Below are 24979 nucleotides of genomic sequence, written 5' to 3'. Positions count from 1 at the left end.
CCGCAGAGCTCGCAGACGTACGCGGCAGGGGCGGTGTCCGGTTCGGGCACCGCCCCTGCCGCATGTGCCCGGCCGGTCACCCCCGGTTCACCGTTCCCGCCAACTCCCTCCTGCCGTGGCGCAGTCGTATGTCCGCTGCGCCCCTGACCGGCACGACCGCCACCGTCCGAGGGACAGCCGCCCGCCCCCGGGGATACCGTCGGCGCATGAGCATCGACGCCGTGGTCTGGGACATCGACGACACGCTCTTCGACTACACGGCCGCCGACCGGGCGGGCATGCGGGACCATCTCGCCGCCGAGGGCCTGCTCGACGGCGGGACGACCGCGGAGCAGGCCCTCGGGCGCTGGCGGGAGATCACCGACGCCCAGTGGGCGAGGTACGCGGCCGGCGAGACGGACTGGCAGGGCCAGCGGCGGGACCGTGTCCGGGTGTTCCTGGGGGAGTCGCTGAGCGACACCGAGGCCGACGCGTGGTTCGACCGGTACGTCACGCACTACGAGGGCGCCTGGGCGCTCTTCCCGGACGTCCTGCCCGTCCTGGACGAGCTCGTGGCCAGCCACCGGCACGCGGTGCTGTCCAACTCCAGCCTCCTCGTGCAGGACCGCAAGCTGCGCGTCCTCGGTGTGCACGACCGCTTCGAGGCCATCCTGTGCGCCGCCGAACTCGGCGTCTCCAAACCCGCGGCGGCCGCCTTCCACGCGGCCTGCGACGCCCTGGGGCTGCCGCCGCACCGCGTCGCCTACGTCGGGGACCATCCGGAGATCGACGGACGCGGCGCCGCCGACGCCGGTCTGCTCTCGGTCTGGATCGACCGGGGCGGTGCCCACGCCGCCGCCGGCGCCGCCGGACGGACGGGTCCGCACCGCATCGGATCGCTGGCCGAGTTGCCCGCGATCCTCGACACGGATACCCGTTTTGGAGCGTGGTCCACCTTCGGGTAATGTTCTTTCTGCGCCGCCGGGAGCGGGCCGAAAGGCCGGAGCCCGGAGGCGCTCGCTAAAACAAGATCCCCACGCGGGGTTGAGTTTCAGTGGCCTATGGTGTAATTGGCAGCACGACGGTTTCTGGTTCCGTTAGTCTTGGTTCGAGTCCAGGTAGGCCAGCTCGCAGAGCTCATCTGCACCGCGGAGATCCAGATCCGCAACGCCCCCGTTGTGTAGCGGCCTAGCACGCTGCCCTCTCACGGCAGTAGCGCCGGTTCGAATCCGGTCGGGGGTACAGATCCTTCCCAGGGAGGCAGTCCGGGTCGCACCCGCTGTCCCTCATGCAGGATCGCTAGGGCCCCCGTTGTGTAGCGGCCTAGCACGCTGCCCTCTCACGGCAGTAGCGCCGGTTCGAATCCGGTCGGGGGTACTGACCAATTGGTCTAAACCACCATGGGCTATGGTGTAATTGGCAACACTACGGTTTCTGGTACCGTCATTCTAGGTTCGAGTCCTGGTAGCCCAGCTCCGAATCTGCGGAAACGCAGGATTCAGGCCCCCGTTGTGTAGCGGCCTAGCACGCCGCCCTCTCAAGGCGGTAGCGCCGGTTCGAATCCGGTCGGGGGTACACGGTCCGCAAGGGTCTCCACTTCGGTGGGGGCCCTTTCGGCGTTCCGAGATCAACTCGGACCGCGGTGCCGTGAGTTGGATCACCCCGGAAACGAGGCGCGGGGTGTACGGGCTCGGTGAGCCCGTACACCCCGCGTACGGGACGGTGCGCATCGGGAAGGGCCTGCCGCGGCGTTGAGGCCGGCCCTCCCGTCGCGAGGGAGTGGAGCGAAGGTCAGCCCGTGCGGCGCAGGGCTTCGGAGAGCCGTCCCGCGGCGTCGATGACGGCCTGGGCGTGCATGCGGCCCGGGTGGCGGGTCAGGCGCTCGATCGGCCCGGAGACCGAGACGGCGGCCACGACACGGTTCGAGGGGCCGCGGACCGGCGCGGACACGGACGCCACGCCCGGCTCGCGTTCACCGATCGACTGGGCCCAGCCGCGGCGCCGTACTCCCGACAGCGCGGTGGCGGTGAAGCGGGCGCCCTGCAGACCCCGGTGCAGCCGCTCCGGCTCCTCCCAGGCCATCAGGATCTGGGCGGAGGAACCGGCCTTCATGGTGAGGGTGGAGCCGACCGGGACCGTGTCCCGCAGGCCGGACAGCCGCTCGGCCGCGGCGACGCAGATGCGCATGTCGCCCTGGCGGCGGTAGAGCTGCGCGCTCTCGCCCGTGATGTCCCTCAGGTGCGTGAGCACCGGGCCCGCCGTCGCGAGGAGGCGGTCCTCTCCGGCGGCCGCGGCCAGTTCGGCGAGCCGGGGGCCGAGTATGAAGCGGCCCTGCATGTCGCGCGCCACCATGCGGTGGTGTTCAAGTGCCACGGCGAGGCGATGTGCCGTGGGTCGTGCCAGTCCGGTCGCCGCGACCAAGCCTGCGAGGGTGGCCGGACCGGACTCCAGAGCGCTCAGGACAAGGGCTGCCTTGTCCAGAACGCCGACGCCGCTACTGTTGTCCATGAAACGATACTCGCGTCTCACTCTGTGAAACGCAAGTTCAATTTCCGGTGGAACGCGCCACCCTTGTAGACACAGCGGCCCGCGGACCAACGGGCCCGGCGGACGACGTCCGGTACGAGGGGTACGAACGTCCACCGCCCCGGAAATCTCTAGTTGGGCCGGCGCCACACAAGCCGGTCGGAGGGAAAGCGATGGGTAGGACACTCGCGGAGAAGGTCTGGGACGACCACGTCGTCCGGCGCGCCGAGGGCGAGCCCGACCTCCTCTTCATCGATCTGCACCTGCTGCACGAGGTGACCAGCCCGCAAGCCTTCGACGGCCTGCGCCAGGCGGGCCGTCCGGTGCGGCGCCTCGACCTCACCATCGCGACCGAGGATCACAACACCCCGACCCTCGACATCGACAAGCCCATCGCGGACCCGGTCTCCCGGGTCCAGCTGGAGACGCTGCGCAAGAACGCCGCCGAGTTCGGCGTGCGGCTGCACTCGCTGGGCGACGTCGAGCAGGGCGTGGTGCACGTGGTGGGACCGCAGCTGGGTCTGACCCAGCCGGGCACCACGGTGGTCTGCGGTGACTCGCACACCTCCACGCACGGGGCCTTCGGCGCCCTGGCGTTCGGCATCGGCACCTCCCAGGTGGAGCACGTGCTGGCCACCCAGACGCTCCCGCTGGCCCGCCCGAAGACCATGGCCATCACGATCGACGGCGAACTGCCCGACGGCGTCACCGCGAAGGACCTGATCCTGGCGATCATCGCCAAGATCGGCACCGGCGGCGGCCAGGGCTACATCCTGGAATACCGCGGCTCCGCCATCGAGAAGCTCTCGATGGAGGCCCGGATGACCATCTGCAACATGTCGATCGAGGCCGGCGCCCGCGCGGGCATGATCGCCCCCGACGAGACGACCTTCGCGTACCTCAAGGGCCGCGCCCACGCCCCCGAGGGCGAGGAGTGGGACGCCGCTGTCGCGTACTGGAAGACCCTGAAGTCCGACGACGGCGCCGAATTCGACGCGGAGGTCGTCATCGACGCCGCCTCCCTGTCGCCGTTCGTCACCTGGGGCACCAACCCCGGCCAGGGCGCGCCGCTTTCGGCGAACGTCCCCGACCCGGCTTCGTACGAAGACGCTTCGGAGCGCCACGCCGCCGAAAAGGCCCTGGAATACATGGGGTTGACCGCCGGACAGCCGCTGCGCGACATCGAGGTCGACACCGTCTTCGTAGGTTCGTGCACCAACGGCCGTATCGAGGACCTGCGCGCGGCCGCCGCGGTCGTCGAGGGCCGCAAAGTCGCCGACGGCGTACGGATGCTGGTCGTCCCCGGTTCCGCGCGGGTCGGTCTCCAGGCCGTCTCCGAGGGCCTGGACGTGGTCTTCAAGGAGGCCGGCGCCGAATGGCGGCACGCGGGCTGCTCGATGTGCCTGGGCATGAACCCCGACCAGCTGGCCCCCGGTGAGCGCTCCGCGTCCACCTCCAACCGCAACTTCGAGGGCAGGCAGGGCAAGGGCGGCCGTACGCACCTGGTCTCGCCGCAGGTCGCCGCGGCCTCGGCGGTCCTCGGCCACCTGGCCTCCCCGGCCGACCTGTCCGACGCCCCCGTGCCCGCTGGAGTCTGAGAGTCATGGAAGCATTCACCAAGCACACCGGCCGGGCCGTCCCGCTGCGCCGCAGCAACGTCGACACCGACCAGATCATCCCCGCCCACTGGCTCAAGAAGGTGACCAGGGACGGCTTCGAGGACGGCCTCTTCGAAGCCTGGCGCAAGGACGCCTCCTTCATCCTCAACCAGCCCGAGCGCCAGGGCGCCACGGTTCTGGTCGCGGGTCCCGACTTCGGTACGGGCTCCTCCCGCGAGCACGCCGTCTGGGCGCTCCAGAACTACGGCTTCAAGACCGTCATCTCGTCCCGGTTCGCCGACATCTTCCGCGGCAACTCGCTCAAGAACGGCCTGCTCACGGTGGTTCTGGACCAGAAGATCGTGGACGCGCTCCAGGAGCTGTCGGAGAAGGACCCGGGGGCCGAGATCACGGTCGACCTCGAGGCCCGTGAGGTGCGCGCCGAGGGCGTCACCGCCGCCTTCGAGCTCGACGAGAACGCCCGCTGGCGGCTGCTGAACGGGCTGGACGACATCTCCATCACCCTCCAGAACGAGGGCGACATCGCGGCGTACGAGGCCAAGCGGCCCTCGCACAAGCCGAAGACGCTCCAGGTCTGACACCCGGCCCCGGCCTCGGCCGGGCCCGGCTGATTTCAGCCACGCGGCATCACTCTGTACCCCCAATCGTGGACGGTTGGGGGTACAGCTGTTTCCGCTCCCGGAGGGCTCCCGCGCACCCTCACGAGGGAGGTCAACTCCCTTAGTTACAAGGCGGGTTGCCTGGGTAGGCGGCTACGTGGGCGACTTCCGGCCAAGGGGGTCAGAAGGCCTCCGGTGGGCGGCAGTTACCCCCTGCGCAGGCGACAACTCGCCCCAGATGGCACAATCTGTGCATGGAACGTGACAGCCAACTCGAGCTCTACACGGCGGTCGCGGCCCAACTCAAGGAAGCGCACACAAGAGTGCGCGCACTGCAAGTCCCGGAGGGCGTACGGATGGCGCTGACCCGGAAGCTGCTGGTCATTACGGCCGCGGCCAAGCACGATCTCGCCGACGCGACAAGGCGGCTGGAGCGGTTCACCACCGACCTCGACGAGGGCCGATTCCTCGAAGGGGATCACTGACGAACTGTGCTACGCCCCGAGTTCGTTGCGGCACAAGGGTGATTAGCCCGTTTCGTGTTTGATTTGCGGTATATATCTGCCTAACGTGCGAAAAAGCTTGAACGCATTCGTTCGGGCAATGTCTCCGAAGGGGAAGACGTGAACAAGGCGCAGCTCGTAGAAGCGATTGCCGACAAGGTCGGCGGGCGTCAGCAGGCCGCCGACGCGGTCGACGCGGTACTGGACGCCATCGTCCGTGCGGTTGTCGGCGGAGACCGGGTCTCGGTCACGGGCTTCGGTTCCTTCGAGAAGGTCGACCGTCCCGCCCGTTACGCCCGCAACCCTCAGACGGGTGAGCGTGTTCGGGTCAAGAAGACCTCCGTGCCGCGCTTCCGTGCCGGCCAGGGCTTCAAGGACCTGGTGAGCGGCTCGAAGAAGCTCCCGAAGAACGACGTCGCGGTCAAGAAGGCCCCGAAGGGCAGCCTCTCCGGCGGCGCTTCCGCGACGGTGAAGAAGGCCGCGGCCAAGAAGGCCACCACCGCCAGGAAGGCCGCGGCGAAGAAGACGGTCGCGAAGAAGACGGTCGCGAAGAAGACCACGGCCGCCGTGAAGAAGACCGCGGCGAAGAAGACCACGGCCAAGACGGCCGCCGCCAAGAAGACGACGGCGAAGACGACCGCGGCCAAGAAGACCGCCGCCAAGAAGGCTCCGGCGAAGAAGGCCACGGCCAAGAAGGCCCCCGCGAAGAAGTCGACGGCTCGCAAGACCACCGCCAAGAAGGCCACCGCCCGCTAGAAGCAGGGCCGAGGGGCACCTCACGCGCCGGGCCGGGCTCCCACCGGGAGCCCGGCCCGCGGCACGTCCGGAACGTCTGCGTCAGAACGTCTGCGTCAGAACGTCTGCGTCAGAACGTCTGCAGTGTGATCAGGGTGATCCTGAGCTCCGCGCCCTCGCCCTCGGTCTCGATCCGCACACGCTGTCCCGGCCGCAGCAGCCGCAGTCCGCCGGCGTCGAACGCGGGACCGTCGAAGGGCACGGGGGTGCCGTCGTCGAGCAGCACCTGTCCGCTGCGGGTCTCGGGGTCGTACGTGTACGAGGTCGCCTGCATGGGGGCAGCCTACTGATCCCGCCCCGCGCGGGACGCGAGCGGTCCCGCCGAACCCGGGCCCGGCCGCCCGTCGCCGCCTACTGTCCGGGAATCAGCAGCCGTGCCGCCGCGGCCGCCGTGCGCGGGCCGACGCCGAGTGTCAGCGCCGCCCGCAGATCCTCCCGGGTGTCCACGTCCTGGCGTACGGAATCCACCGCGTCGAGATGGAGTTCCGCGGCCCCCGAGGCGCGATGGCGGGCCCGGGAATCACCGCCGAAAGCGGGGAGCAATTCCCGGCCCGGGGAAGCGGCCAGGAGCGTCGTGCCGATTGCAGCAGCATCGGCCAGAAAAGCGCGGGGGAATTCGCCCGCGGCGGCCAGTACCCGGGCCAATTCACAAGGCCGCAGGGCGGGCAGATCGGCGTTCAGGGCCGCGACGGCGCATTCGGGATCCCGGGCCCGTACGGCCTCGGCCCCGTGCGCCAGCGCCGCGTTGAGACCCCCGCCCGGCTCGTCCGCGACGATGTGCGCGCCGAGCGCGGCCAGCTCCCTCCCGGCCAGGGCGTCGCCCGTGACGACCGCCACACCTCGGACGGCGGCGCAGGCCAGCGCCGCCGCCACGGTGTCCTGCGCGAACGCGAGGGCGAGCCCTGGGCGCAGTACGTCGGAAGCGGTGTCCGCCAGCCTGCTCTTGGCCCGCGCCAGGGGTTTGAGGGGTACGACCAAGGTCCACCGCACGAGCGCTCCACCCTCTCCAGTCACGCCTTATTGTGACCTGGCCACCCTGGCGGTCCGGGTGTCGGGGCGTACGGTGTTCTCGACAGACAGGCGGCCTGGGGCGACACTTGTGCGGCCCCCAGGCTCTAGAGGAAGGTGTCCGCGTGCCCCGCCGCAGAATCGGCTTCTGGTACCGCTTTGCAGCGGTTCTCGTCAAACCGCCGCTCGTGGTTCTGATCAAGCGGGACTGGCGTGGGATGGAGAACATTCCGGCCGAGGGCGGATTTATCACCGCGGTGAACCACAATTCCCATGTGGACCCGTTCGCGTATGCGCACTACCAGTACAACACCGGGCGTGTTCCGCGCTTCCTGGCGAAGGCCGGGCTTTTCAAGAAGGGATTCGTCGGCGCCGCGATGCGCGGCACCGGACAGATTCCCGTCTACCGCGAGAGCACCGACGCCCTGAGTGCCTTCCGGGCCGCGATCGACGCCGTGGAACGCGGTGAGTGCGTGGCGTTCTACCCCGAGGGCACGCTCACCCGTGACCCCGACGGCTGGCCGATGACCGGCAAGACCGGTGCGGCGAGGGTCGCCCTGCAGACCAGGTGCCCGGTGATCCCGGTCGCGCAGTGGGGCGCCAACGAACTGCTGCCCCCGTACGCCAAGAAGCCCGACATCCTCCCGCGCAAGACCCACCGCGTGCTCGCGGGCCCGCCGGTGGACCTCTCGCGCTACTACGACCGGGAGATGAACCCGGACCTCCTGAAGGAGGTCACCGAGGTCATCATGGCGGCCGTCACCGCGCAGCTGGAGCTGATCCGCGGCGAGAAGGCGCCCGAGAACGTGTACGACCCGCGCGAGGTGCGCATCGCGCAGCGCCGTAGGACCGCGGCCAAGTCGAAGGCACAGCAGGAAGAGGGGCAGGGCACGTGAGCAAGCCGGTCAGGGCGGCCGTCTTCGGGACCGGATCGTGGGGTACGGCTTTCGGCATGGTGCTCGCCGACGCGGGGTGCGACGTCACCCTGTGGGCGCGCCGTCCCGGACTCGCCGACGCGGTCAACTCCACGCGCATGAACCCGGACTACCTCCCGGGCATCGAACTCCCGGAGAACCTGCGGGCCACCGCCGACCCGGCGGAGGCCGCGCGCGGAGCCGACTTCACCGTCCTCGCCGTGCCCTCCCAGACACTGCGCGGCAACCTCGCGGACTGGGTGCCGCTGCTCGCCCCCGACACCGTGCTCGTCTCGCTCATGAAGGGCGTCGAACTCGGCACCGTGAAGCGGATGAGCGAGGTCATCGAGGAGGTCGCCAAGGTCTCCGCGGACCGTGTCGCCGTCGTCACGGGACCCAACCTCGCCAAGGAGGTCGCCCAGCGGATGCCGGCGGCGGGCGTCGTCGCCTGCCGCGACGAGGCGGTGGCCCGGCGCATCCAGACCGCCTGCCACACGCCGTACTTCCGCCCGTACACGAACACCGACGTGGTGGGCTGTGAACTCGGCGGAGCCGTCAAGAACGTGATCGGTCTCGCCGTCGGCATCGCCGACGGCATGGGTCTGGGCGACAACGCCAAGGGCTCGCTGATCACCCGCGGTCTGGCCGAGACCACCCGCCTCGGCCTCGTGATGGGCGCGGACCCGATGACGTTCTCCGGCCTCGCGGGCCTCGGCGACCTCGCCGCGACCTGCTCCTCGCCGCTGTCCCGCAACCACACCTTCGGCATCAACCTCGGCCGGGGCATGACCCTCCAGGAGACCATCGCGGTCACCCGGCAGACCGCCGAGGGGGTCAAGTCCTGCGAGTCGGTACTGGATCTGGCACGCCGGCACGGCGTCGACATGCCGATCACGGAGACCGTCGTCAGCATCGTCCACGAGGGCAAGGCGCCGGTGGTCGCCCTCAAGGAGCTGATGGGGCGCAGCGCCAAGCCCGAACGCCGCTGAACCGGCTCCGCCGAACCACCAGGTGGGCGACGCTCCGCAACGGTGGGTACGACGCTGAGCAACGGCCGCCGTGGGGCGCTGACTCACCGCCGTACCACCGGGTACTCTCAACCCGATATGAGCACCGAGAACCTCCCCCAGAGCCCTGAGCAGCCGACGCGCAAGCCGCGCGTGGCCGTCGTCTTCGGCGGCCGAAGCTCCGAACACGGGATCTCCGTGGTCACCGCCGGCGCCGTCCTCAGCGCGATCGACCGTACGAAGTACGACGTACTGCCGATCGGCATCACCCAGGACGGCCGCTGGGCGCTCACCGCGGACGAGCCGGAACGCATGGCGATCGTCGACCGCAAGCAGCCCAGCGTCGAGCAGCTCGCCGAGTCCGGCGAGGGCGGCGTGGTGCTCCCCGTCGACCCGGCCAACCGCGAAGTCGTCTACAACGAGCCGGGGTCGGTCCCCAAGGCGCTCGGCGAGGTCGACGTCGTCTTCCCGATGCTGCACGGCCCGTACGGCGAGGACGGCACCCTCCAGGGCCTGCTGGAACTGTCCGGGGTCCCCTACGTCGGCTCGGGCGTCCTCGCCTCGGCCGTCGGCCAGGACAAGGACTACATGAAGCGGGTGTTCACCTCGTTCGGCCTGAAGGTGGGCCCGTACGTGGTGATCCGGCCGCGCGAGTGGCAGCAGGACGAGGCCGCCGCCCGCAAGAAGATCGTCGACTTCGCGGGCGAGCACGGCTGGCCGCTCTTCGTGAAGCCCGCGCGCGCGGGTTCGTCGTTCGGCATCACGAAGGTCGACGACCTCTCGGGCCTCGACGAGGCGATCGAGGAGGCCCAGCGGCACGACCCGAAGATCATCGTGGAGGCGCTGCTGCGCGGCCGCGAGATCGAGTGCGGAGTCCTGGAGTTCGAGGACGGCCCGCGCGCGTCGGTCCCCGCGGAGATCCCGCCCGTGCAGTCGCACGCGTTCTACGACTTCGAGGCCAAGTACATCGACGCCGCCGACGGGATCGTGCCGGCGCCGCTCACCGAGGAGCAGACCGCGGAGGTCCGCCGGCTGGCCGTCGAGGCCTTCGACGCGGCGTCCTGCGAGGGCCTGGTCCGCGCGGACTTCTTCCTCACCGAGGACGGCGAGTTCGTGATCAACGAGATCAACACGATGCCCGGCTTCACGCCGATCTCCATGTACCCGCGGATGTGGCGGGAGACGGGCGTCGGCTACGCGGAGCTCGTCGACCGCCTGATCCAGGCGGCGCTGCGGCGGTCCACCGGACTGCGCTGAGCACGTCGCGGGACCAGCACGTCAGTCGGCGATCCCCTTGGGGATCGCCTTCTTGACGGAGGCGGCCAGGTCGACGAGCACGCCGGAGGCATCGGCCCCTTCGGGCACGGTGACCTGGACGTACGCCAGACGCGACGCGGTGGTGAGACGGGCCGTCCCGTCGTCCTGCGTCTCCATCAGCCAGTCGACGCCGTTCACTCCGCCGCCCACCGCCTTCGGGTCGTCGCCCGCCGCCACCTTCGGATCGATCATCTTCGGCGGCCGCTCGACACCGCAGCGCAGTATGATCGCCGGGCTTCCCCAGCCCGCGGTCAGCGCGGACCGGGGCTCCGGGTCCTCCCGGCGCCGGCCGTCCACGGTCCGCGGCAGCGCCTTGTCCAGGTTCTGGCACAGCTCGGTGACCTTCGTGTCCGGGCTCGGAACCGCGACGGACGCGCTGTCGTCTGCTGAGGAGCAGCCCGCGATCGCGATCAGTGCCGCGAGAACGGGCAGCCCGGGGGAAGCGGTGTGCCGGTGACGGAAGAAGTTCACCGGCCAAGGGTAGACGGGGGCTACAGGTGCACGACCGGACAGGTCAGGGTGCGGGTGATGCCGTCCACCTGCTGGACCTTGGCCACCACCATGCGGCCGAGCGCGTCGACGGTGTCGGCCTGGGCGCGCACGATCACGTCGTACGGTCCGGTCACGTCCTCGGCCTGGATCACCCCCGGGATCTTGGCGATCGTCTCGGCGACGGTCGACGCTTTGCCGACCTCCGTCTGGATCAGGATGTACGCCTGTACCACGGAACCTCCAGGGCGGCCACGAGGATCATGTGGGGAAAAGGAACGCCACGGTATCGCGTTGCCGCTCGCCGCGGGGAGACCCGCGGTCACTGGGGCTCGCGCGCCGGGGTGGAGGGACTGCGCAAGTTGACGGTCAACTCGACCGTACCGAGTACTCAGACGGCTCGCGACCGGGCACGAGCAGCGACAGAGGGAGCACGACGATCATGAAGGGCACCGTGGGCGAGTTGGGGGAGTTCGGGCTCATCCGAGAGCTCACCTCGCGTCTCACCACCACCCCGGCGGTCCGGGTCGGCCCCGGCGACGACGCCGCGGTGGTGGCAGCGCCGGACCGCAGGGTCGTGGCGAGCACCGACATCCTCCTCGAAGGACGTCACTTCCGCCGGGACTGGTCCACGGCGTACGACGTCGGCCGCAAGGCCGCCGCGCAGAACCTCGCGGACATCGCCGCGATGGGCGCCGTGCCGACCGCGCTGCTGCTCGGCCTGGTCGTGCCCGCCGAGCTCCCGGCCACCTGGCCCTCGGAGCTGATGGACGGGCTGCGCGACGAGTGCCAGGTCGCGGGCGCCGCCGTGGTCGGCGGTGATGTCGTACGGGGGGAGACCATCACCGTCGCGATCACCGCGCTCGGCGATCTGCGCAACCACGAGCCGGTCACCCGGGGCGGCGCGCAGCCCGGTGACGTCGTCGCCGTGACGGGCTGGCTGGGCTGGTCCGCGGCCGGGTTCGCGGTGCTCTCCCGGGGCTTCCGCTCGCCGCGCGCCTTCGTCGAGGCCCACCGCCGCCCCGAACCGCCGTACCACGCGGGTCCGGCCGCCGCCGGGCTCGGCGCGACCTCGATGACGGACGTCAGCGACGGTCTGATCGCCGACCTCGGGCACATCGCCGAGGCGAGCAAGGTCCGTATCGACATCCGCTCCGGGGACATCGACATCCCCTCGCAGATGAACGACATCGGTCAGGCCGTGGGGGTCGACCCCATCCAGTGGGTGCTCACCGGCGGCGAGGACCACGCGATCGTCGCCACCTTCCCGCCGGACGTGAAGCTGCCCGCGCGCTGGAAGGTGATCGGCGAGGTCCTCAACCCGTCGGCGCTGCCCCGGGTGACCGTGGACGGCGCTCCCTGGACGAGCAAGGGCGGCTGGGACCACTTCGGGGGCATCGAGTCCTGAGCCCCCGGCGCCCGGGGTGCATCCCCGGGCGCTCGGGCGGCCGACGGAACGCGAGCAGCAAAAAACCCGCCCACCTGAGGTGGACGGGTTCAGTGCAAGCGAACCAGCAGTGGCCGCGCGCTAGCGGTTGTCAGCGCGTAACCTTGCCGGCCTTGATGCACGAGGTGCAAGCGTTCACGCGCTTCGGCGTCCCGCCCACCACGGTACGAACGCGCTGGATGTTCGGGTTCCAGCGGCGCGGTGTACGGCGGTGCGAGTGCGAGATGTTGTTGCCGAAGCCCGGCCCCTTGCCGCAGACATCGCAGTTGGCAGCCACGGGTCACTCCAAAGACTTCAGATGCATTTACGGTTGATCCCGGCATGCCGAGGATCAAGATCTAGGATCTGAGGGGCGGTGCCAGGGGGATGGCCCGATCGGATCGGGCAACTGGAGCAGCATACAACGACTGCGTCCGGAGAACGAAACTACCATGACCTGCCGGTTGCCACCCCGCCCTCCTCGGGCCCGGGGCCCTCTACCGGCAGTAACCCGTTCTGGGTCTACGCTGCCTCCCACGTCCAGCAGCTCAAGGAGGCGCAGGTGCCGCAGGTGCCGCAGACATTCGATGCTGTCGCGGTGCGCACCTGGTGCGGCCTCGCGCTTCAGGCCCTGGGCCGTGCGCGCGAGGAGATCGACGCGATCAATGTCTACCCGGTCGCCGACGGGGACACCGGGACGAACCTGTACCTGACGGTGGAGTCGGCCGCGGCGGCCGTCGAGGCGGTGTTCGCGGGGCACGAGGCGGCCGCGACGGCCGAAGGAGCCGGGGCCGCCGGTGGGAGCGACGTCTCCCTCGCCGACGCCATCAGGGCCATGGCGCACGGCGCCCTGATCGGGGCCCGGGGCAACTCCGGAACCATCCTCGCCCAGTTGCTGCGGGGAATGGCCCAGGTGCTCGCCGCCGAGGGCGAGGCCGCTCACACCGACGGCCGGGGCCTGTGCCTCGCGCTGCGCAACGCCGCCGATTCAGCCCGGGGGGCCGTCGCGCACCCCGTCGAGGGCACGGTCCTCACCGTCGCCTCGGCCGCCGCCGAAGCGGCCTGCGGCGCCGAGGGGGACTGCGGCACGGTCGCGCTCGCGGCCCACGAGGGAGCGGGCACCGCGCTCACGGCGACCACCGGGCAGCTCGCCGTACTGCGGCACGCCGGGGTGGTCGACGCGGGCGGGCGAGGACTGGTGGCGGTCCTCGCGGCGCTGGTCGAGACGTTCACGGGGGAGGCGCCGAGACCGTTCGTCTCCGCCGCGCCGCACGAGCCGGTGGAGGGGGCCGTTCCCGGCACCAGGGGCGTGCCCGGTCCGGCCGGCATCCCGGCCCCCGCCGCCGACGCCGGAGCCGGCGGCTCCCGGGCCGCCGGGCCGGACGGCCACGGCGCCGACGCGACGGCAGCCTGCGGGGACGCGGCCGCGGAGACCGGCCACCCCGCCTTCGAGGTGATCTACCTCCTGGAAGCGGAGGACTCCGCCGTGGAGCGGCTGCGGGACCGTCTCGACGGCCTCGGCGACTCCCTCGTCGTGGTCGGCGGCGACGGCCTGTGGAACGTCCACGTGCACGTGGACGACGCGGGCGCGGCCGTCGAGGCGGGCGTCGAGGCGGGGCGTCCGCACCGCATCCGGATCACCCACTTCGGGCTCGGTGACGCGCACACCGGAGCCGGGACGGGGCGCCCGCCCCGGGAGCGGGCGCAGCGGGCCGTCGTGGCCGTCGTGCCCGGCGAGGGCCTGGCCGGGCTCTACACGGAGGCCGGGGCGACCACCGTGCTCGCCCGGCCGGGGGAGCCGCCCGCCAGCGGGGAGCTGGTGGAGGCCGTACGACGGGCCCACGCGCGCGAGGTGGTGCTGCTGCCCAACGACGCCGACCTGCGGCACACCGCGGCGGCCGCCGCCGAACAGGCCCGTGCCGAGGGCGTCCGGGTCGCGCTGATCCCGACCCGCTCCGCGGTGCAGGGCATCGCCGCGCTGGCCGTGCACGAACCCGAGCGCCGCTTCGACGAGGACGTCGTCGCCATGACCTCGGCGGCCGGCGCCACCCGCTACGCCGAGGTCGCCGTCGCCGAGCGGCAGTCCTGGACCATGGCCGGCATCTGCCAGGCCGGAGACGTCCTCGGCCTCATCGACGGCGACGTCGCCGTCATCGGCACCGACGTCACCGCCACGGCCGAGACCGTCCTCGACCGCATGCTCGCGGCGGGCGGCGAGATGGTCACCCTCGTCCTGGGCGACGAGGCCCCCGAGACCATCGCCGCGCGCCTGGAGTCCCGGGTGCGGGAGTCGTACCTCGCGGTGGACACCGTGGTGTACCGGGGCGGACGCCAGGGCGCGTTGCTGCTGATCGGGGTCGAGTAGCGGGCCCGGGTGCCGGCGGTCAGGCCCCCGCGGGCACCTCGGACCGCCGGGGGACCTCCGGGGCCCCGGCCATCCGGTGGACGCGTTCGACGGCCTGCCCCCAGTAGGTCCCGGCGACCATGACCACGGCGCCGAGAGCGGTGAGGGCCGTCAGACGTTCGCCGCCCAGGGCGAGGCCGACCGCGACGGCCCAGACCGGCTCGGTGCCCAGCAGCAGACTGACCCGGCTCGCGGAGCTGCGCTGCACCGCCCAGGTCTGGGCGAGGAAGGCGAACAGGCCGCAGAACAGGGCGAGATAGAGAAGCCGTGCCCAGCCCCCGGCATCGACCCCGCCGAGCGCCGTCAGGCTGCCCGCGACGGGCACCGTGAACAGGACGGCGCCGACGACCGTCTGGACGGCCGTGACGTGCAACGGCCGTACCGGGTGACGGGCGGTGAGCCGCCCCACCAGGGCCACATGGGCCGCGCGGACCAGGGCGGCGGCGAGGATCAGCAGGTCACCGCCGCGAGGGGAGTGGAAGCCGCTGCCCGACACCAGGAGCCCGACGGCCAACAGGCACAGGCCGGTGGCGGCGAAGTAGCGGGGCGGCAGCCGCCCCGCGCCGGACGTACGGTCCAGCAGCGGGGTGAGGACGATGGTGAGGCTGATGATCAGGCCCGCGTTGGCCGCGCTGGTGTGCGCGACCCCGTACGTCTCCAGGATCAGGACCGCCGCCTGGGTGACCCCCAGCAAGGCCCCGACGCGCAGCTCGTCGCGCGTGCAGCGCCGGGTCCGGCGCCGGGCGGCGACCAGGGCGACGCAGGCGACGGCGGAGATGCCGTACCGGGCGAACAGGACGAGCAGGACGGGGAGCGCCGACGTGGCGGACTTGGCGGCCAGATAACTGGAACCCCAGACGACGGCGACAAGGAGAAGCACCGCGTCGGTGCTGCGGACTCGGGACACGCCCCACACGCTCCCGTACACCGACCCTGAAGCCCAGACCGAAGTTCTTCAGGGTCTTTTAAGCATCACTACAATGAGCGGGTGAACGAGCGGCAGTTGCGGATCCTGCGTGAACTGGGCGAACTGGGAAGTGTCACCGCCGTGGCGGAGGCGCTGCTGATGACCCCCTCGGCGGTCTCGCAGCACCTGCGCCTGCTGCAGCGCTCGATCCCGGTCCCGCTCACCGAACGCGACGGACGGCGGCTGGTGCTGACGGACGCCGGGCGGGTGCTGGCCGGTGCGGCGATCGAGGTGGAGAGCGCCCTCGCCCGGGCACGGCACTGCGTGGACGAGTTCGTCGAGGAGCCGGCCGGAGACGTGTCGGTGGCCGCCTTCCACAGCGCGGCCGCCACGTTCTTCCCGGTCCTGCTGCGCGACCGGGCCGAGACGGCCCCGCGGCTCTCGCTCGCCGACCAGGACGTGGCGCAGGACCACTTCCCCCGGCTGACCCGGGACTACGACCTCGTGCTCGCCCACCATCTCGCGCACACACCGCCCTGGCCGCGCACCGTCACCGCGACCACGCTGCTGAGCGAACCCCTCGACGTCGCCCTGCCCGCCGACCACCCGCTGGCCCGCGAGGCGAGCCTGACCCCGGACGATGTCGCGGGTCTGCCCTGGATCACCGTGCACGACGGCTTCCCGCTGATGGCCACCGTCGACGCCATCGCGACCGCCGCGAACCGGCGGCTCGACATCGTCCACCGCATCAACGAGTTCGCGGTGGTCGCGGAGACCGTCGCCGCGGGAGGCGGCCTCGCCCTGATGCCCCGCTGGACCACACGCCCGCATCCCGCCCTGGTCCTCAGACCGCTGACCGGGGTCCACGCCGTACGCCGCATCGACGTGCTCCACCGTCCCGAGAGCGCGGCCCGCAAGGCCGTACGGACGGTCCTCGGCGAACTGCGCCGCGCGGCCGAGACGATCCGCGCCGGCGACGACCCGGATCCCGGGCCCGCCCGTCAGCCGCGGGGCCGGGGCCCGGCCGCTCCCGCCCGCCCTGCCGGCGACGACGGGAACGGCCGGACAGCTCCTAGCCGGCCTTCCTCGTGAGCTCGCGCATCTTCTCGGCCTCGGCCCGCCGGGCCCCGGCGGTCTCCGCGTCCAGCCGGTCGCACACGGCGAGGACCGTGCGCGCGCGGGCCGAGGCGGCCTCGTGCCGCCCCAGGTCGGCCTCCAGCCAGCCGGCCGCCAGTTCGGCGCCCGTCCGGGCACCGAGCAGGGGGTCGCCGAGGGAGGCGAACACGGTGATCGCCCTGGCCATGTGCCCGAGTGCCTCCTCGAACACCTCCCGCACGACGGCCTCCTCCGCGTCGTCCGGCACCGAGCGCGCCACCAGGTCACCGAACTGACGGTGGGTGTGCCCGAGTTCGGCGACGAGACGGAGCCCCGCCTCCGCGTCCTCGCTTTCGCTTTCGCTTTCGCTTTCGACACCGACACCGACACCGACACCGGCGCCGCGGTCCGTCCTCGCCGCCCCGGCCTCGGACGGGCCGTCCGCTCCGTCCGGCTGTCCGGCTCCCGGCGAGTCCGGGGCGGCCGGCCGGCCCTTCGCCGCCGACGCGCACTCCTGGATCGCCTCCGCCATCAGCTTCCGCGCCTCGCCGAGCACGCCGTCCCGCCAGGCCGCGGCCCACGCGCGGGCCCGGAGCGTGCGGACGAGCCCGCCGACGTCGCCCAGCTCGCGCCACAGGTCGCACGCACGGGCGTACGCCTGATCGGCCCGCGCGGTCATCCCGGCGTGCGTGAGGGCCTCGGCCGCGAGGTTCGCGAGCATCGCGTGGTCGCGCTGCTCGGGCCAGTGCCGGGCGATGTCGGCGGCACGCAACCAGTGTTCGGCGGCCTTGCGGTGTTCGCCGAGCTCGGTGAGGCAGTCGCCGAGCCACCAGCGCGTCTGCACGATCGCGCCCTCGCCGTGCATCTCGGCGGTCAGATCCGGCAGCGCCGACTCCAGGATCTCGGCGGCCTCCGACCACCGCCCGAGCCGCAGCAGGAAACCACCGAGGTGGTGGCGCGCCCAGGCCCCGAACGTGGCGGCCCCGCCCGCCTCGTCGGCCCAGTGCGCGGCCTCCAGGGCATGCTCCGAGGCGGGGCCGAGCTGTCCGGTGGCCGCGAGTGTCTCGGCGAGCCGGAGGTGAAGCTGGGCATGGCCCATCGGCTCCAGGTGGGAGCCCCCGTGATCCAGCGCGTCGCGCGTCGCCCGTTCCGCCGCCTCCAGGTCGCCGAGATGCGTCGCGATCCCGGCGAGCCGGGAGTCGTACTCGACGGCGAACCACGGCAGCCCCGCCGCCACGAACCCGTCGACGGCGCGCCGGAGGAGTCCGGCGGCCGCTTCGGCGTCGTCGGCGCGGGCCGCGAGCTCCCCGAGCATCGCGTACGCCTCGGCGGCCCGCGAGGCGAGGCCCGCGTCGTCCCCGGCGTGCGCCTCCGCGAGGGCCAGCAGCTCCCGCGCGGCCTCCTCGGCGGCGACCATGACATCGGCCTCGGAGCCGGAGCCGGAGCCGGAGCCGGAGCCGGAGCCGGTGTCGGTGTCGGTGTCGGTGTCGGTGTCGGGGAGCGGCTGCCCGCTCACCGCGCCGGTCTCCAGTTCGTCCACCCGGTGCATCAGCGTCCGGGCCCGGCTCACCAGCACGGACGCCGTCTGCGAGACCCCCGTCCCACCCCCCGCGAACAGGGCGAGCGCCTGCGCGCGCAGCTCCGTGACGACCTCCAGGGCCTGCGCGGACCCGCCCGACAGCGCCTGGACGTACGCGGCGCGGGAACGGGCCGCCAGCGCCTCACCCGGGTCGCCCGCCTCGGCGTACAGCCCGGCGGCCCGGTGGAAGAGAGCGGCGCCCTGCGGCCCGCGTCCCATCGCCGCGTGATCGGCGATCTCCGCGCGGTCGCGGACCGCCAGCTCCTGGCCCTCGGCGGCGCGCGAGACCGCCGCCCACGCCTCGACCGCGTCCGGGTCCCGCAGCGCCGAGAGCCGCCGGGCCTCGGCGAGCAGCGCGTCCAGGCCCGGCTCGGCGGCCTCGGCCCCGGCCCCGGCTTCCGGAGGCGCGGGCACCGGCGCCGGCGGCCTGGACCCGGAGCGGGCCGGGGCCGCGGAGCGAACGCCCAGCGGCAGTCGGCCGACGAGCACCGGCTGGTCCATGCGCGCGCGGGCCCGCTCACCGACGTACGACGTGCCGTTGCGCTCGTCGAACCGCGCGGCCAGCGCGAGCGCCTCCCCGCGCGCGTGCACGGCGAGTTCCGCCGCCGTCCACTCCCGCCCCGCGGGCCCGGGAACCGACTGCCCGCCGAGCCCGAGCACGGTCAGCCTGTCCATGGCGAGCGCCACGACCGACATGAAGTCCAGCCGGCTGCGCGGATCCCCGGAGTCCGTGAAATAGGCCGGGCGCTCCGCGAGCAGCTCCAGGGCGCGCGCCTCGTTGCCGGTCAGGGCGCAGAACTCCACGTGGTCCGCGTACGCGCCCCGCAGGCTCTCCATGGCCCGCACCAGCCGGAAACCCCGCAGATGATGGGAGCGCGCCTCCTCGGTCCGCCCCAGGCGCAGCAGCGGCAGCAGGGAGGACGCGAGCACGGTGTGCGGCTCGTGGGCGCAGGTGTACTCGCCCCGGAGCACCGGAGCCCACAGCTCCAGCGCCTCCTCGTCCGCGCCGCGCACCGCGCGCCACCACCCCTGGCCGTGCAGCTCGCACGCGTGGCAGTCGGCCATCGCGTCGCGGTCCGCCGCCAGCCAGGCGGTGTACGCCCGCTCGGCGCGCTCCAGGTCGCCCAGATGGGCGGCGACGCTGAACTCGGCGCCGCGCACGGCCCGTTCGGAGTGACCGGCGAGGCGGTAGCGCCGCTCCATCTCGCCGAGCCACTTCTCTATGGAGGCGAGCGGGACGTGCGGCTGGTCGAGCATGCCCGCCGACACCCACTTGAAGACCCAGTGCAGGGAGTGGATCTCGAACTCGTCGAAGTCCTCGGGGTGTTCGTCCCACATGCGCAGCAGGCGCGCGAAGGGCACGAACATCTTGCCCTTCTCGGAGCTGTAGTTGTAGACCTTCAGCTGGTGGACGAGCGCCTCGACGACGGCGAGCGGGATGTTCAGCCGCTCGGCCTCCACGAGCAGTTGCTCCGCGCGCGCGTTGCGCCCGGGACCCTCCGGCTGCTCGTAGTTGTCCGCCATCGCCCGGCGCAGCGTGTCGAAGTCCATGGCCGGGGTCATCGGCGGTCGTCCTTCCCGGGGTCGGTGTGGGTGGCCCATTCCAGGAGGCCGATGAAGGCGCGGTTCAGGAGCGCCGAGTCCGCGGGCCGCAGCGGGCGCTGGGCCATCAGCAGGGCCTGTCCGTACAGGGACTCCGTGGCCGTTCCGACGAGGTCCGGATCACCGAGCGAACTGATCCTGCGGATCAGCGGGTTGAGATGGTTGAGGACCAGACGCGCGCGCGGTGCGCTGCCGCGCAGCGAGCCGAGGATGCCCGCCCACAGGTCGTCGGCCTGCTCCTCGGCCTCCGCCCGGGCCTGTTCGTGACGGGCCGCCCGGTCGTCCAGATGCAGGGCGGGCACCGACAGCGGGTGGAAGGCGCGCAGCACGACGTCGCAGTTCAGCGGGTCGAGCCGGGCCCGCGCGGCGGCGAGGAAGCCGGCCAGCGCCAGCTCCTCGGCCGGGTCGACCGCGTCCAGGTGGGCCGTGACGGTGTCCGCGTCCAGCTCCGAGACGGTCGTACCCGGACGGACGGCGGGCAGGGCCTCGATCAGCTCGCTGTCGTACGTGTAGCCGCCGTTGACGACCCCGACCCCCTGCGCGGAGGCGATCGGCGCGACCTGCCGGTACTCCTCCACGGTCCGCGTGAAGTGCACCACCGGGTGCCGCTGCGCGAACTCCTCCAGGGACAGCGGTCCGTCGGTCGTCTCGAAGGGCAGCCACGGCAGCATCGTGCGCAGCATCTCCGCGTCGTGCCGAGCCAGCGACTTCACGCCCAGGTGGTGCACGGACAGGAACGCGGCCAGCCGTTCCGGGTCACCCGCCGCGAGTCCGGTCAGCCAGGACCGGATGCGCTCGCCGAGCGCCTCCCGTACGGCGGCCAGGGTCTCGTCCTCGTACAGCGACTCGCGGGACGCGGTGGGCCGCAGGCTGTCCGTGTCGAGGACGCAGCGCACGAAGAACGCCCAGTCCGGCAGAAGCTGTTCGGCCCGCTCGGTGAGCAGCATGCCCTTCAGGTGCACGCGGTGGCTCGTGCGCTGGGCGGGACTGACCGCCGTCGGCAGTACATAGGCCACACCCCGGATCCCGGCGAGCGGCACGTCCAGGTCGATCGAGTCCAGCGGAGTGAACCCGAACAGCTCCCGGCAGTGCCGGGCCAGGGCGACCCGCCGGGCGGAGGGGCTCGGGTGGGGCCGGTCCCAGGGCGCGGGCAGGTCCGCGATCGCCTCGTCGCCGACCCGTACGTCGTACGGCAGCAGCGCCCCGAAGTCGCGCGCCAGCGACCGGACCCGCTCCGGGCTCAGCCACTCGCCGGCCCCGGCCCGCGCCACCAGGTGCACGGTGGTGCCCGGCTCGGCGCGCGCCTCCTGCGGCAGGGTCCGCACGGTGTACGAGCCGTCGTCGGTCGCCGTCCACTCGACGGGCGCCGCCTCGGGCGTCCGGGCGCTGCGGCTGACCACCCGGATCCGCTCGGCGACGACGAAACACGCCAGCAACCCGATGCCGAACTGGCCGAGGAAGTCCGAACGCGCCGACTCCAGGCCGTCGTTCCGCTTGGAACTGCGGCCGATGGTCGCCAGCAGACTGTGCACGTCGGACTCGGTGAGCCCGACACCGGAGTCCTCCACCCGCAGGGTCCCGCCTTCGGCGTACAGCCGCACCGTGGTCGGGGCGTCCGGATCCTCGGCGCGCCGCGCGGTGATCGCGTCGACGGCGTTCTGCAGCAGCTCGCGCAGATAGACCTTGGGGCTGGAGTAGAGGTGATGGGAGAGGAGATCGACCAGACCGCGCAGGTCGACCTGGAACGTATGAGGTGACGGGGAGGCCTGTGACGGCTGTGAGGTCTGGGAGTCCATCGTCGCTGCGCCGGTCGGTGGGGGGACGGGCCACGGCGCGGGTCGGGCGGTCCCGGGGGCGGTGACCGCGAAGAGGGCCGGAGCGCGTCATCCTAGGCCCGGAACGAGCCGTCTGACCAGCGGATTTCCAGGACGTATACGGCAATGTCAGTGCCGTGGTGTGCAATGGATCTCGTGCCCGTGCTCGAAGAACCACTGAAGAAGGCGCTCGGTCCCGCCACCGCGAAGGTGATGGCCGAGCACCTCGGCCTGCACACCGTCGGCGACCTGCTGCACCACTACCCCCGCAGATACGAGGAGCGCGGGCAGCTCACCCACCTCGCCGACCTGCCGATGGACGAGCACGTGACGGTCGTGGCCCAGGTCGCCGACGCGCGCCTGCACACCTTCGCCTCCTCCAAGGCGCCCCGCGGCAAGGGCCAGCGCCTCGAAGTCACCATCACGGACGGCAGCGGCCGCCTCCAGCTGGTCTTCTTCGGGCACGGCGTGCACAAGCCCCACAAGGACCTGCTGCCCGGCACCCGCGCGATGTTCTCCGGCAAGGTCTCCGTCTTCAACCGCCGCCTCCAGCTCGCCCACCCGGCCTACGAACTGCTGCGCGGCGAGGGCGACGAGGCCGCGGAGAGCGTCGACAGCTGGGCGGGCGCCCTCATCCCGATCTACCCGGCGACCGCCAAGCTGGAGTCCTGGAAGATCGCCAAGTCCGTGCAGACGGTGCTGCCGAGCGCACAGGAGGCGGTCGATCCCCTCCCGGACCCGCTGCGCGACGGCCGCGGCCTGGTCACCCTCCCCGAGGCCCTCCTCAAGATCCACCGCCCGCACACCAAGGCGGACATCCACGACGCCCGAGCCCGCCTGAAGTGGGACGAGGCCTTCGTCCTCCAGGTCGCCCTGGCCCGCCGCCGCCACGCCGACGCCCAGCTCCCCGCCGTAGCCCGCGTCCCCGCGCCGGACGGCCTGCTGACCGCCTTCGACGCCAAGCTCCCCTTCACCCTCACCGAGGGCCAGCGGAAGGTCTCCAAGGAGATCTTCGACGGCCTCGCCACCGAACACCCGATGCACCGGCTGCTCCAGGGGGAGGTGGGTTCCGGAAAGGCTCAGCCCCTCGACTCGACGGTGCTGACACCCACGGGTTTCCGTCGGATGGGGGACCTGCGGGAGGGCGACGAAGTGGTCGTACCCGATGGCGAGATCGCTGTGATCGACGGGGTCTTTCCTCAGGGAGAGCGTGACGTCTGGCGCTTGGTCCTCTCCGACGGAAGTTCCGTGGAGTGCGACGACGAGCACCTCTGGATCGTCGGAACGAGCTGCGCGTGGCATCGCGGCCAGGTGCCCAAGACGATGACCACCAGGGAGATCCGTCTCGACACGTTCAAGGCGAACGGATCGTCGAAGTGGTACATCCCTCCCGCAGCTCCGGTCGACCTCGGATCGGACGTCGAGTTGCCGCTCGATCCCTACCTCTTCGGGCTGCTGTTGGGTGACGGTTCATTCCGGCATAATCTTCGTCTTTCAACGATCGACGAAGAGATCCGCGACGCCGCGGCGAGTGCTGTTGCATCGGACTGCCGGCTGGTTCCGGTGTCGGGATCACGCTGCGACTACACGATCCAGTTGAAGCAGCGCTCCGGCGGTGTCCGGAACCCAGTCATCCAGGCGCTGCGGAACCTCGACCTTTGGGGCAAGACGTCCCACGGCAAGTTCATCCCGCAGGAGTTCAAGAACACGTCCGTCAAGAACCGTCTCGCTCTCCTCCAGGGGCTGCTGGACACGGACGGCACGGTGCACAAGGACGGAATGAGTATCTCCCTTTGCTCCGCCTCGCTCAGGCTCGCGGAGGACGTCGCGTGGCTCGTGCGTTCCCTGGGCGGACGGGCTCGGGTGCTGCCCACGAAGGCCGCCTTCAACGTCTCGGTGGCGCTCCCTGTCGAATACGCACCCTTCAGGCTGTCCCGTAAGGCCGATCGGGTCTGCCCTCGCCCGAAATACAACACATTCCGACGAGGCATTCGGGCTGTGGAGTACGTGGGCCGCAAACCGGTCCAGTGCATCAGCGTTGCTCACCCGAGTCATGCCTACGTCACCGACAACTTCACTGTCACCCACAACACCATGGTGGCCCTGCGCGCCATGCTCGCCGTCGTCGACGCGGGCGGGCAGGCCGCGATGCTCGCGCCCACCGAGGTGCTCGCCCAGCAGCACCACCGGTCGGTCACCGAGATGATGGGCGAGCTGGCCGAGGGCGGGATGCTCGGCGGGGCCGAGCACTCCACGAAGGTCGTGCTGCTCACCGGCTCCATGGGGGCGGCGGGCCGGCGGCAGGCGCTGCTCGACCTGGTCACCGGCGAGGCCGGGATCGTGATCGGCACCCACGCGCTGATCGAGGACAAGGTGCAGTTCCACGATCTGGGCCTGGTCGTGGTCGACGAACAGCACCGCTTCGGTGTCGAGCAGCGCGACGCCCTGCGCGGCAAGGGCAAACAGCCCCCGCACCTCCTGGTGATGACCGCCACGCCCATCCCGCGCACGGTCGCGATGACGGTCTTCGGCGACCTGGAGACCTCCGTGCTCGACCAGCTCCCCGCCGGACGGTCCCCGATCGCCAGCCATGTCGTCCCGGCCGCGGACAAACCGCACTTCCTCACGCGCGCGTGGGAGCGCGTGCGCGAAGAGGTGGAGAACGGCCATCAGGCGTACGTCGTCTGCCCCCGCATCGGTGACGAGGACGACGACCCGAAGAAGGGCGGCAAGAAGAAGTCCCCCGAAGACGAGGCCGAGAAGCGCCCGCCGCTGGCCGTCCTGGACGTCGCCGACCAGCTCGCCAAGGGTCCCCTGCAGGGCCTGAGGGTCGAGGTCCTGCACGGCAGGATGCACCCCGACGACAAGGACGCCGTGATGCGCCGCTTCGCCGCGGGCGAGACGCACGTCCTGGTCGCCACGACCGTGATCGAGGTCGGGGTGAACGTCCCGAACGCCACCGCCATGGTGATCATGGACGCGGACCGCTTCGGCGTCTCCCAGCTCCACCAGCTGCGCGGCCGGGTCGGCCGCGGCTCGGCGGCGGGGCTGTGCCTGCTGGTCTCCGAGATGCCGGAGGCGAGCCCGGCCCGCCAGCGGCTGAACGCGGTGGCCTCGACCCTGGACGGCTTCGAGCTCTCCCGCATCGACCTCGAACAGCGCCGCGAGGGCGACGTCCTCGGCCAGGCACAGTCCGGTGTCCGCTCCTCGCTGCGCATGCTCGCCGTCATCGAGGACGAGGAGATCATCGCGGAGGCCCGCGAGGAGGCCACCGCGGTCGTCGCCGCGGACCCGGACCTCACGGGCCTGCCCGGTCTGCGCGTCGCCCTGGACGCCCTGCTGGACGAGGAACGGGAGCGGTACCTGGACAAGGGCTGAGCGGCGGCGAGGGGCCGG

The 24979-nt window shown here is 71.8% G+C and carries 21 protein-coding genes and 5 tRNA genes; 17 read left to right on the top strand and 9 right to left on the bottom strand.

Features of this window, described 5'->3' with window-relative positions; genetic code table 11:
- The first annotated feature begins 206 nt into the window (after positions 1 to 206).
- From ACFYW9_RS13430 to ACFYW9_RS13405, 6 genes are all read left to right on the top strand, one after another.
- A complete protein-coding gene (locus ACFYW9_RS13430) occupies positions 207 to 944 on the top strand; it encodes an HAD family hydrolase (protein WP_389148677.1) in 738 nt (245 codons plus the stop codon).
- A gap of 90 nt (positions 945 to 1034) precedes the next feature.
- A tRNA-Gln gene (locus tag ACFYW9_RS13425) sits at positions 1035 to 1106 on the top strand.
- Between the two features lie 42 nt (positions 1107 to 1148).
- Positions 1149 to 1221 (top strand) — tRNA-Glu (locus ACFYW9_RS13420).
- 62 nt (positions 1222 to 1283) lie between these two features.
- Positions 1284 to 1356, top strand: a tRNA-Glu gene (locus tag ACFYW9_RS13415).
- Positions 1357 to 1380: 24 nt separating this feature from the next.
- A tRNA-Gln gene (locus ACFYW9_RS13410) sits at positions 1381 to 1452 on the top strand.
- A gap of 29 nt (positions 1453 to 1481) precedes the next feature.
- Positions 1482 to 1554, top strand: a tRNA-Glu gene (locus tag ACFYW9_RS13405).
- A 216-nt stretch (positions 1555 to 1770) separates the two neighbouring features.
- Here the strand turns inward: ACFYW9_RS13405 and ndgR are convergent.
- Complete coding sequence (ndgR, locus tag ACFYW9_RS13400; protein WP_028806673.1) at positions 1771 to 2487, bottom strand: IclR family transcriptional regulator NdgR; 717 nt, start codon at positions 2485 to 2487, stop codon at positions 1771 to 1773.
- A 191-nt stretch (positions 2488 to 2678) separates the two neighbouring features.
- Here ndgR and leuC point away from each other — a divergent pair, with 191 nt between their 5' ends.
- The 4 genes from leuC (at position 2679) to ACFYW9_RS13380 (ending at position 5982) form a co-directional block, all read left to right on the top strand.
- On the top strand, positions 2679 to 4103 hold the full coding sequence (gene leuC, locus ACFYW9_RS13395) for a 3-isopropylmalate dehydratase large subunit (RefSeq protein ID WP_351868775.1): 1425 nt from the start codon (positions 2679 to 2681) through the stop codon (positions 4101 to 4103).
- Between the two features lie 5 nt (positions 4104 to 4108).
- Positions 4109 to 4702, top strand: coding sequence for a 3-isopropylmalate dehydratase small subunit (leuD, locus tag ACFYW9_RS13390; RefSeq protein ID WP_389148672.1), 594 nt, complete (start codon positions 4109 to 4111; stop codon positions 4700 to 4702).
- A 275-nt stretch (positions 4703 to 4977) separates the two neighbouring features.
- A complete protein-coding gene (locus tag ACFYW9_RS13385; protein WP_326785324.1) occupies positions 4978 to 5208 on the top strand; it encodes a hypothetical protein in 231 nt (76 codons plus the stop codon).
- A 138-nt stretch (positions 5209 to 5346) separates the two neighbouring features.
- Positions 5347 to 5982 (top strand): HU family DNA-binding protein, encoded by a 636-nt coding sequence (locus ACFYW9_RS13380; protein ID WP_351868780.1) that lies wholly within the window; start codon positions 5347 to 5349, stop codon positions 5980 to 5982.
- A gap of 109 nt (positions 5983 to 6091) precedes the next feature.
- Here ACFYW9_RS13380 and ACFYW9_RS13375 read toward each other — a convergent pair whose 3' ends face one another.
- Positions 6092 to 6295 (bottom strand): hypothetical protein, encoded by a 204-nt coding sequence (locus ACFYW9_RS13375; protein ID WP_326785322.1) that lies wholly within the window; start codon positions 6293 to 6295, stop codon positions 6092 to 6094.
- 77 nt (positions 6296 to 6372) lie between these two features.
- On the bottom strand, positions 6373 to 7011 hold the full coding sequence (gene cofC, locus ACFYW9_RS13370; protein WP_389148667.1) for a 2-phospho-L-lactate guanylyltransferase: 639 nt from the start codon (positions 7009 to 7011) through the stop codon (positions 6373 to 6375).
- 143 nt (positions 7012 to 7154) lie between these two features.
- On the opposite strand from cofC, the gene ACFYW9_RS13365 reads away from it, so the two are divergent.
- From ACFYW9_RS13365 to ACFYW9_RS13355, 3 genes are all read left to right on the top strand, one after another.
- Entirely contained in the window at positions 7155 to 7925 is a 771-nt protein-coding gene (locus tag ACFYW9_RS13365; protein ID WP_351868786.1) for a lysophospholipid acyltransferase family protein, read from the top strand.
- Positions 7922 to 8932 (top strand): NAD(P)H-dependent glycerol-3-phosphate dehydrogenase, encoded by a 1011-nt coding sequence (locus ACFYW9_RS13360; protein WP_351868788.1) that lies wholly within the window; start codon positions 7922 to 7924, stop codon positions 8930 to 8932. The genes ACFYW9_RS13365 and ACFYW9_RS13360 overlap by 4 nt, the downstream gene beginning before the upstream one ends.
- Positions 8933 to 9049: 117 nt before the next feature.
- Positions 9050 to 10207: a D-alanine--D-alanine ligase family protein gene (locus tag ACFYW9_RS13355; RefSeq protein WP_328447718.1), complete on the top strand. Its 1158-nt coding sequence runs from the start codon at positions 9050 to 9052 to the stop codon at positions 10205 to 10207.
- Positions 10208 to 10228: 21 nt separating this feature from the next.
- Here the strand turns inward: ACFYW9_RS13355 and ACFYW9_RS13350 are convergent, their stop codons facing one another.
- Both ACFYW9_RS13350 and ACFYW9_RS13345 read right to left on the bottom strand, forming a co-directional pair.
- A complete protein-coding gene (locus ACFYW9_RS13350; RefSeq protein WP_351868793.1) occupies positions 10229 to 10738 on the bottom strand; it encodes a DUF3515 domain-containing protein in 510 nt (169 codons plus the stop codon).
- 20 nt (positions 10739 to 10758) lie between these two features.
- Complete coding sequence (locus ACFYW9_RS13345; RefSeq protein ID WP_326785316.1) at positions 10759 to 10992, bottom strand: Lrp/AsnC ligand binding domain-containing protein; 234 nt, start codon at positions 10990 to 10992, stop codon at positions 10759 to 10761.
- A 206-nt stretch (positions 10993 to 11198) separates the two neighbouring features.
- Here ACFYW9_RS13345 and ACFYW9_RS13340 point away from each other — a divergent pair, with 206 nt between their 5' ends.
- Complete coding sequence (locus tag ACFYW9_RS13340; protein ID WP_326785315.1) at positions 11199 to 12164, top strand: thiamine-phosphate kinase; 966 nt, start codon at positions 11199 to 11201, stop codon at positions 12162 to 12164.
- 130 nt (positions 12165 to 12294) lie between these two features.
- Here ACFYW9_RS13340 and rpmB read toward each other — a convergent pair whose 3' ends face one another.
- Positions 12295 to 12480: a 50S ribosomal protein L28 gene (rpmB, locus tag ACFYW9_RS13335; RefSeq protein ID WP_037625034.1), complete on the bottom strand. Its 186-nt coding sequence runs from the start codon at positions 12478 to 12480 to the stop codon at positions 12295 to 12297.
- A gap of 264 nt (positions 12481 to 12744) precedes the next feature.
- Here rpmB and ACFYW9_RS13330 point away from each other — a divergent pair, with 264 nt between their 5' ends.
- On the top strand, positions 12745 to 14547 hold the full coding sequence (locus ACFYW9_RS13330) for a DAK2 domain-containing protein (RefSeq protein WP_389148659.1): 1803 nt from the start codon (positions 12745 to 12747) through the stop codon (positions 14545 to 14547).
- A gap of 19 nt (positions 14548 to 14566) precedes the next feature.
- Here the strand turns inward: ACFYW9_RS13330 and ACFYW9_RS13325 are convergent, their stop codons facing one another.
- Positions 14567 to 15493 carry a DMT family transporter gene (locus tag ACFYW9_RS13325; protein WP_389148656.1) on the bottom strand — a complete coding sequence of 309 codons (927 nt, stop codon included), beginning with the start codon at positions 15491 to 15493 and terminating at the stop codon, positions 14567 to 14569.
- Between the two features lie 81 nt (positions 15494 to 15574).
- On the opposite strand from ACFYW9_RS13325, the gene ACFYW9_RS13320 reads away from it, so the two are divergent.
- Complete coding sequence (locus ACFYW9_RS13320) at positions 15575 to 16585, top strand: LysR family transcriptional regulator (RefSeq protein ID WP_389148653.1); 1011 nt, start codon at positions 15575 to 15577, stop codon at positions 16583 to 16585.
- Here the strand turns inward: ACFYW9_RS13320 and ACFYW9_RS13315 are convergent.
- Both ACFYW9_RS13315 and ACFYW9_RS13310 read right to left on the bottom strand, forming a co-directional pair.
- Complete coding sequence (locus tag ACFYW9_RS13315) at positions 16566 to 19730, bottom strand: tetratricopeptide repeat protein (RefSeq protein WP_389148650.1); 3165 nt, start codon at positions 19728 to 19730, stop codon at positions 16566 to 16568. The two genes, ACFYW9_RS13320 and ACFYW9_RS13315, sit on opposite strands and share 20 nt — an antisense overlap.
- Positions 19727 to 21565, bottom strand: coding sequence for an HSP90 family protein (locus tag ACFYW9_RS13310; protein WP_389148647.1), 1839 nt, complete (start codon positions 21563 to 21565; stop codon positions 19727 to 19729). The genes ACFYW9_RS13315 and ACFYW9_RS13310 overlap by 4 nt, the downstream gene beginning before the upstream one ends.
- 165 nt (positions 21566 to 21730) lie before the next feature.
- Here ACFYW9_RS13310 and ACFYW9_RS13305 point away from each other — a divergent pair, with 165 nt between their 5' ends.
- Complete coding sequence (locus ACFYW9_RS13305) at positions 21731 to 24961, top strand: helicase-related protein (protein ID WP_389148644.1); 3231 nt, start codon at positions 21731 to 21733, stop codon at positions 24959 to 24961.
- Positions 24962 to 24979: the final 18 nt, after the last annotated feature.

This window comes from Streptomyces sp. NPDC002698, assembly GCF_042888945.1.
Lineage (GTDB): Bacteria > Actinomycetota > Actinomycetes > Streptomycetales > Streptomycetaceae > Streptomyces.
Note: the sequence above shows the minus strand (reverse complement) of the source record. Positions and strands in the feature narration are given on the sequence as shown.

Bases quoted from the DNA above. Each gene is read 5' to 3' on its own strand.
- ACFYW9_RS13430 (WP_389148677.1), top strand. From the start codon at position 207: ATGAGCATCGACGCCGTGGTCTGGGACATCGACGACACGCTCTTCGAC.
- ndgR (WP_028806673.1), bottom strand. From the start codon at position 2,487: ATGGACAACAGTAGCGGCGTCGGCGTTCTGGACAAGGCAGCCCTTGTC.
- leuC (WP_351868775.1), top strand. From the start codon at position 2,679: ATGGGTAGGACACTCGCGGAGAAGGTCTGGGACGACCACGTCGTCCGG.
- leuD (WP_389148672.1), top strand. From the start codon at position 4,109: ATGGAAGCATTCACCAAGCACACCGGCCGGGCCGTCCCGCTGCGCCGC.
- ACFYW9_RS13385 (WP_326785324.1), top strand. From the start codon at position 4,978: ATGGAACGTGACAGCCAACTCGAGCTCTACACGGCGGTCGCGGCCCAA.
- ACFYW9_RS13375 (WP_326785322.1), bottom strand. From the start codon at position 6,295: ATGCAGGCGACCTCGTACACGTACGACCCCGAGACCCGCAGCGGACAG.
- ACFYW9_RS13355 (WP_328447718.1), top strand. From the start codon at position 9,050: ATGAGCACCGAGAACCTCCCCCAGAGCCCTGAGCAGCCGACGCGCAAG.
- ACFYW9_RS13340 (WP_326785315.1), top strand. From the start codon at position 11,199: ATGAAGGGCACCGTGGGCGAGTTGGGGGAGTTCGGGCTCATCCGAGAG.
- ACFYW9_RS13315 (WP_389148650.1), bottom strand. From the start codon at position 19,730: ATGACCCCGGCCATGGACTTCGACACGCTGCGCCGGGCGATGGCGGAC.
- ACFYW9_RS13310 (WP_389148647.1), bottom strand. From the start codon at position 21,565: ATGGACTCCCAGACCTCACAGCCGTCACAGGCCTCCCCGTCACCTCAT.
- ACFYW9_RS13305 (WP_389148644.1), top strand. From the start codon at position 21,731: ATGGATCTCGTGCCCGTGCTCGAAGAACCACTGAAGAAGGCGCTCGGT.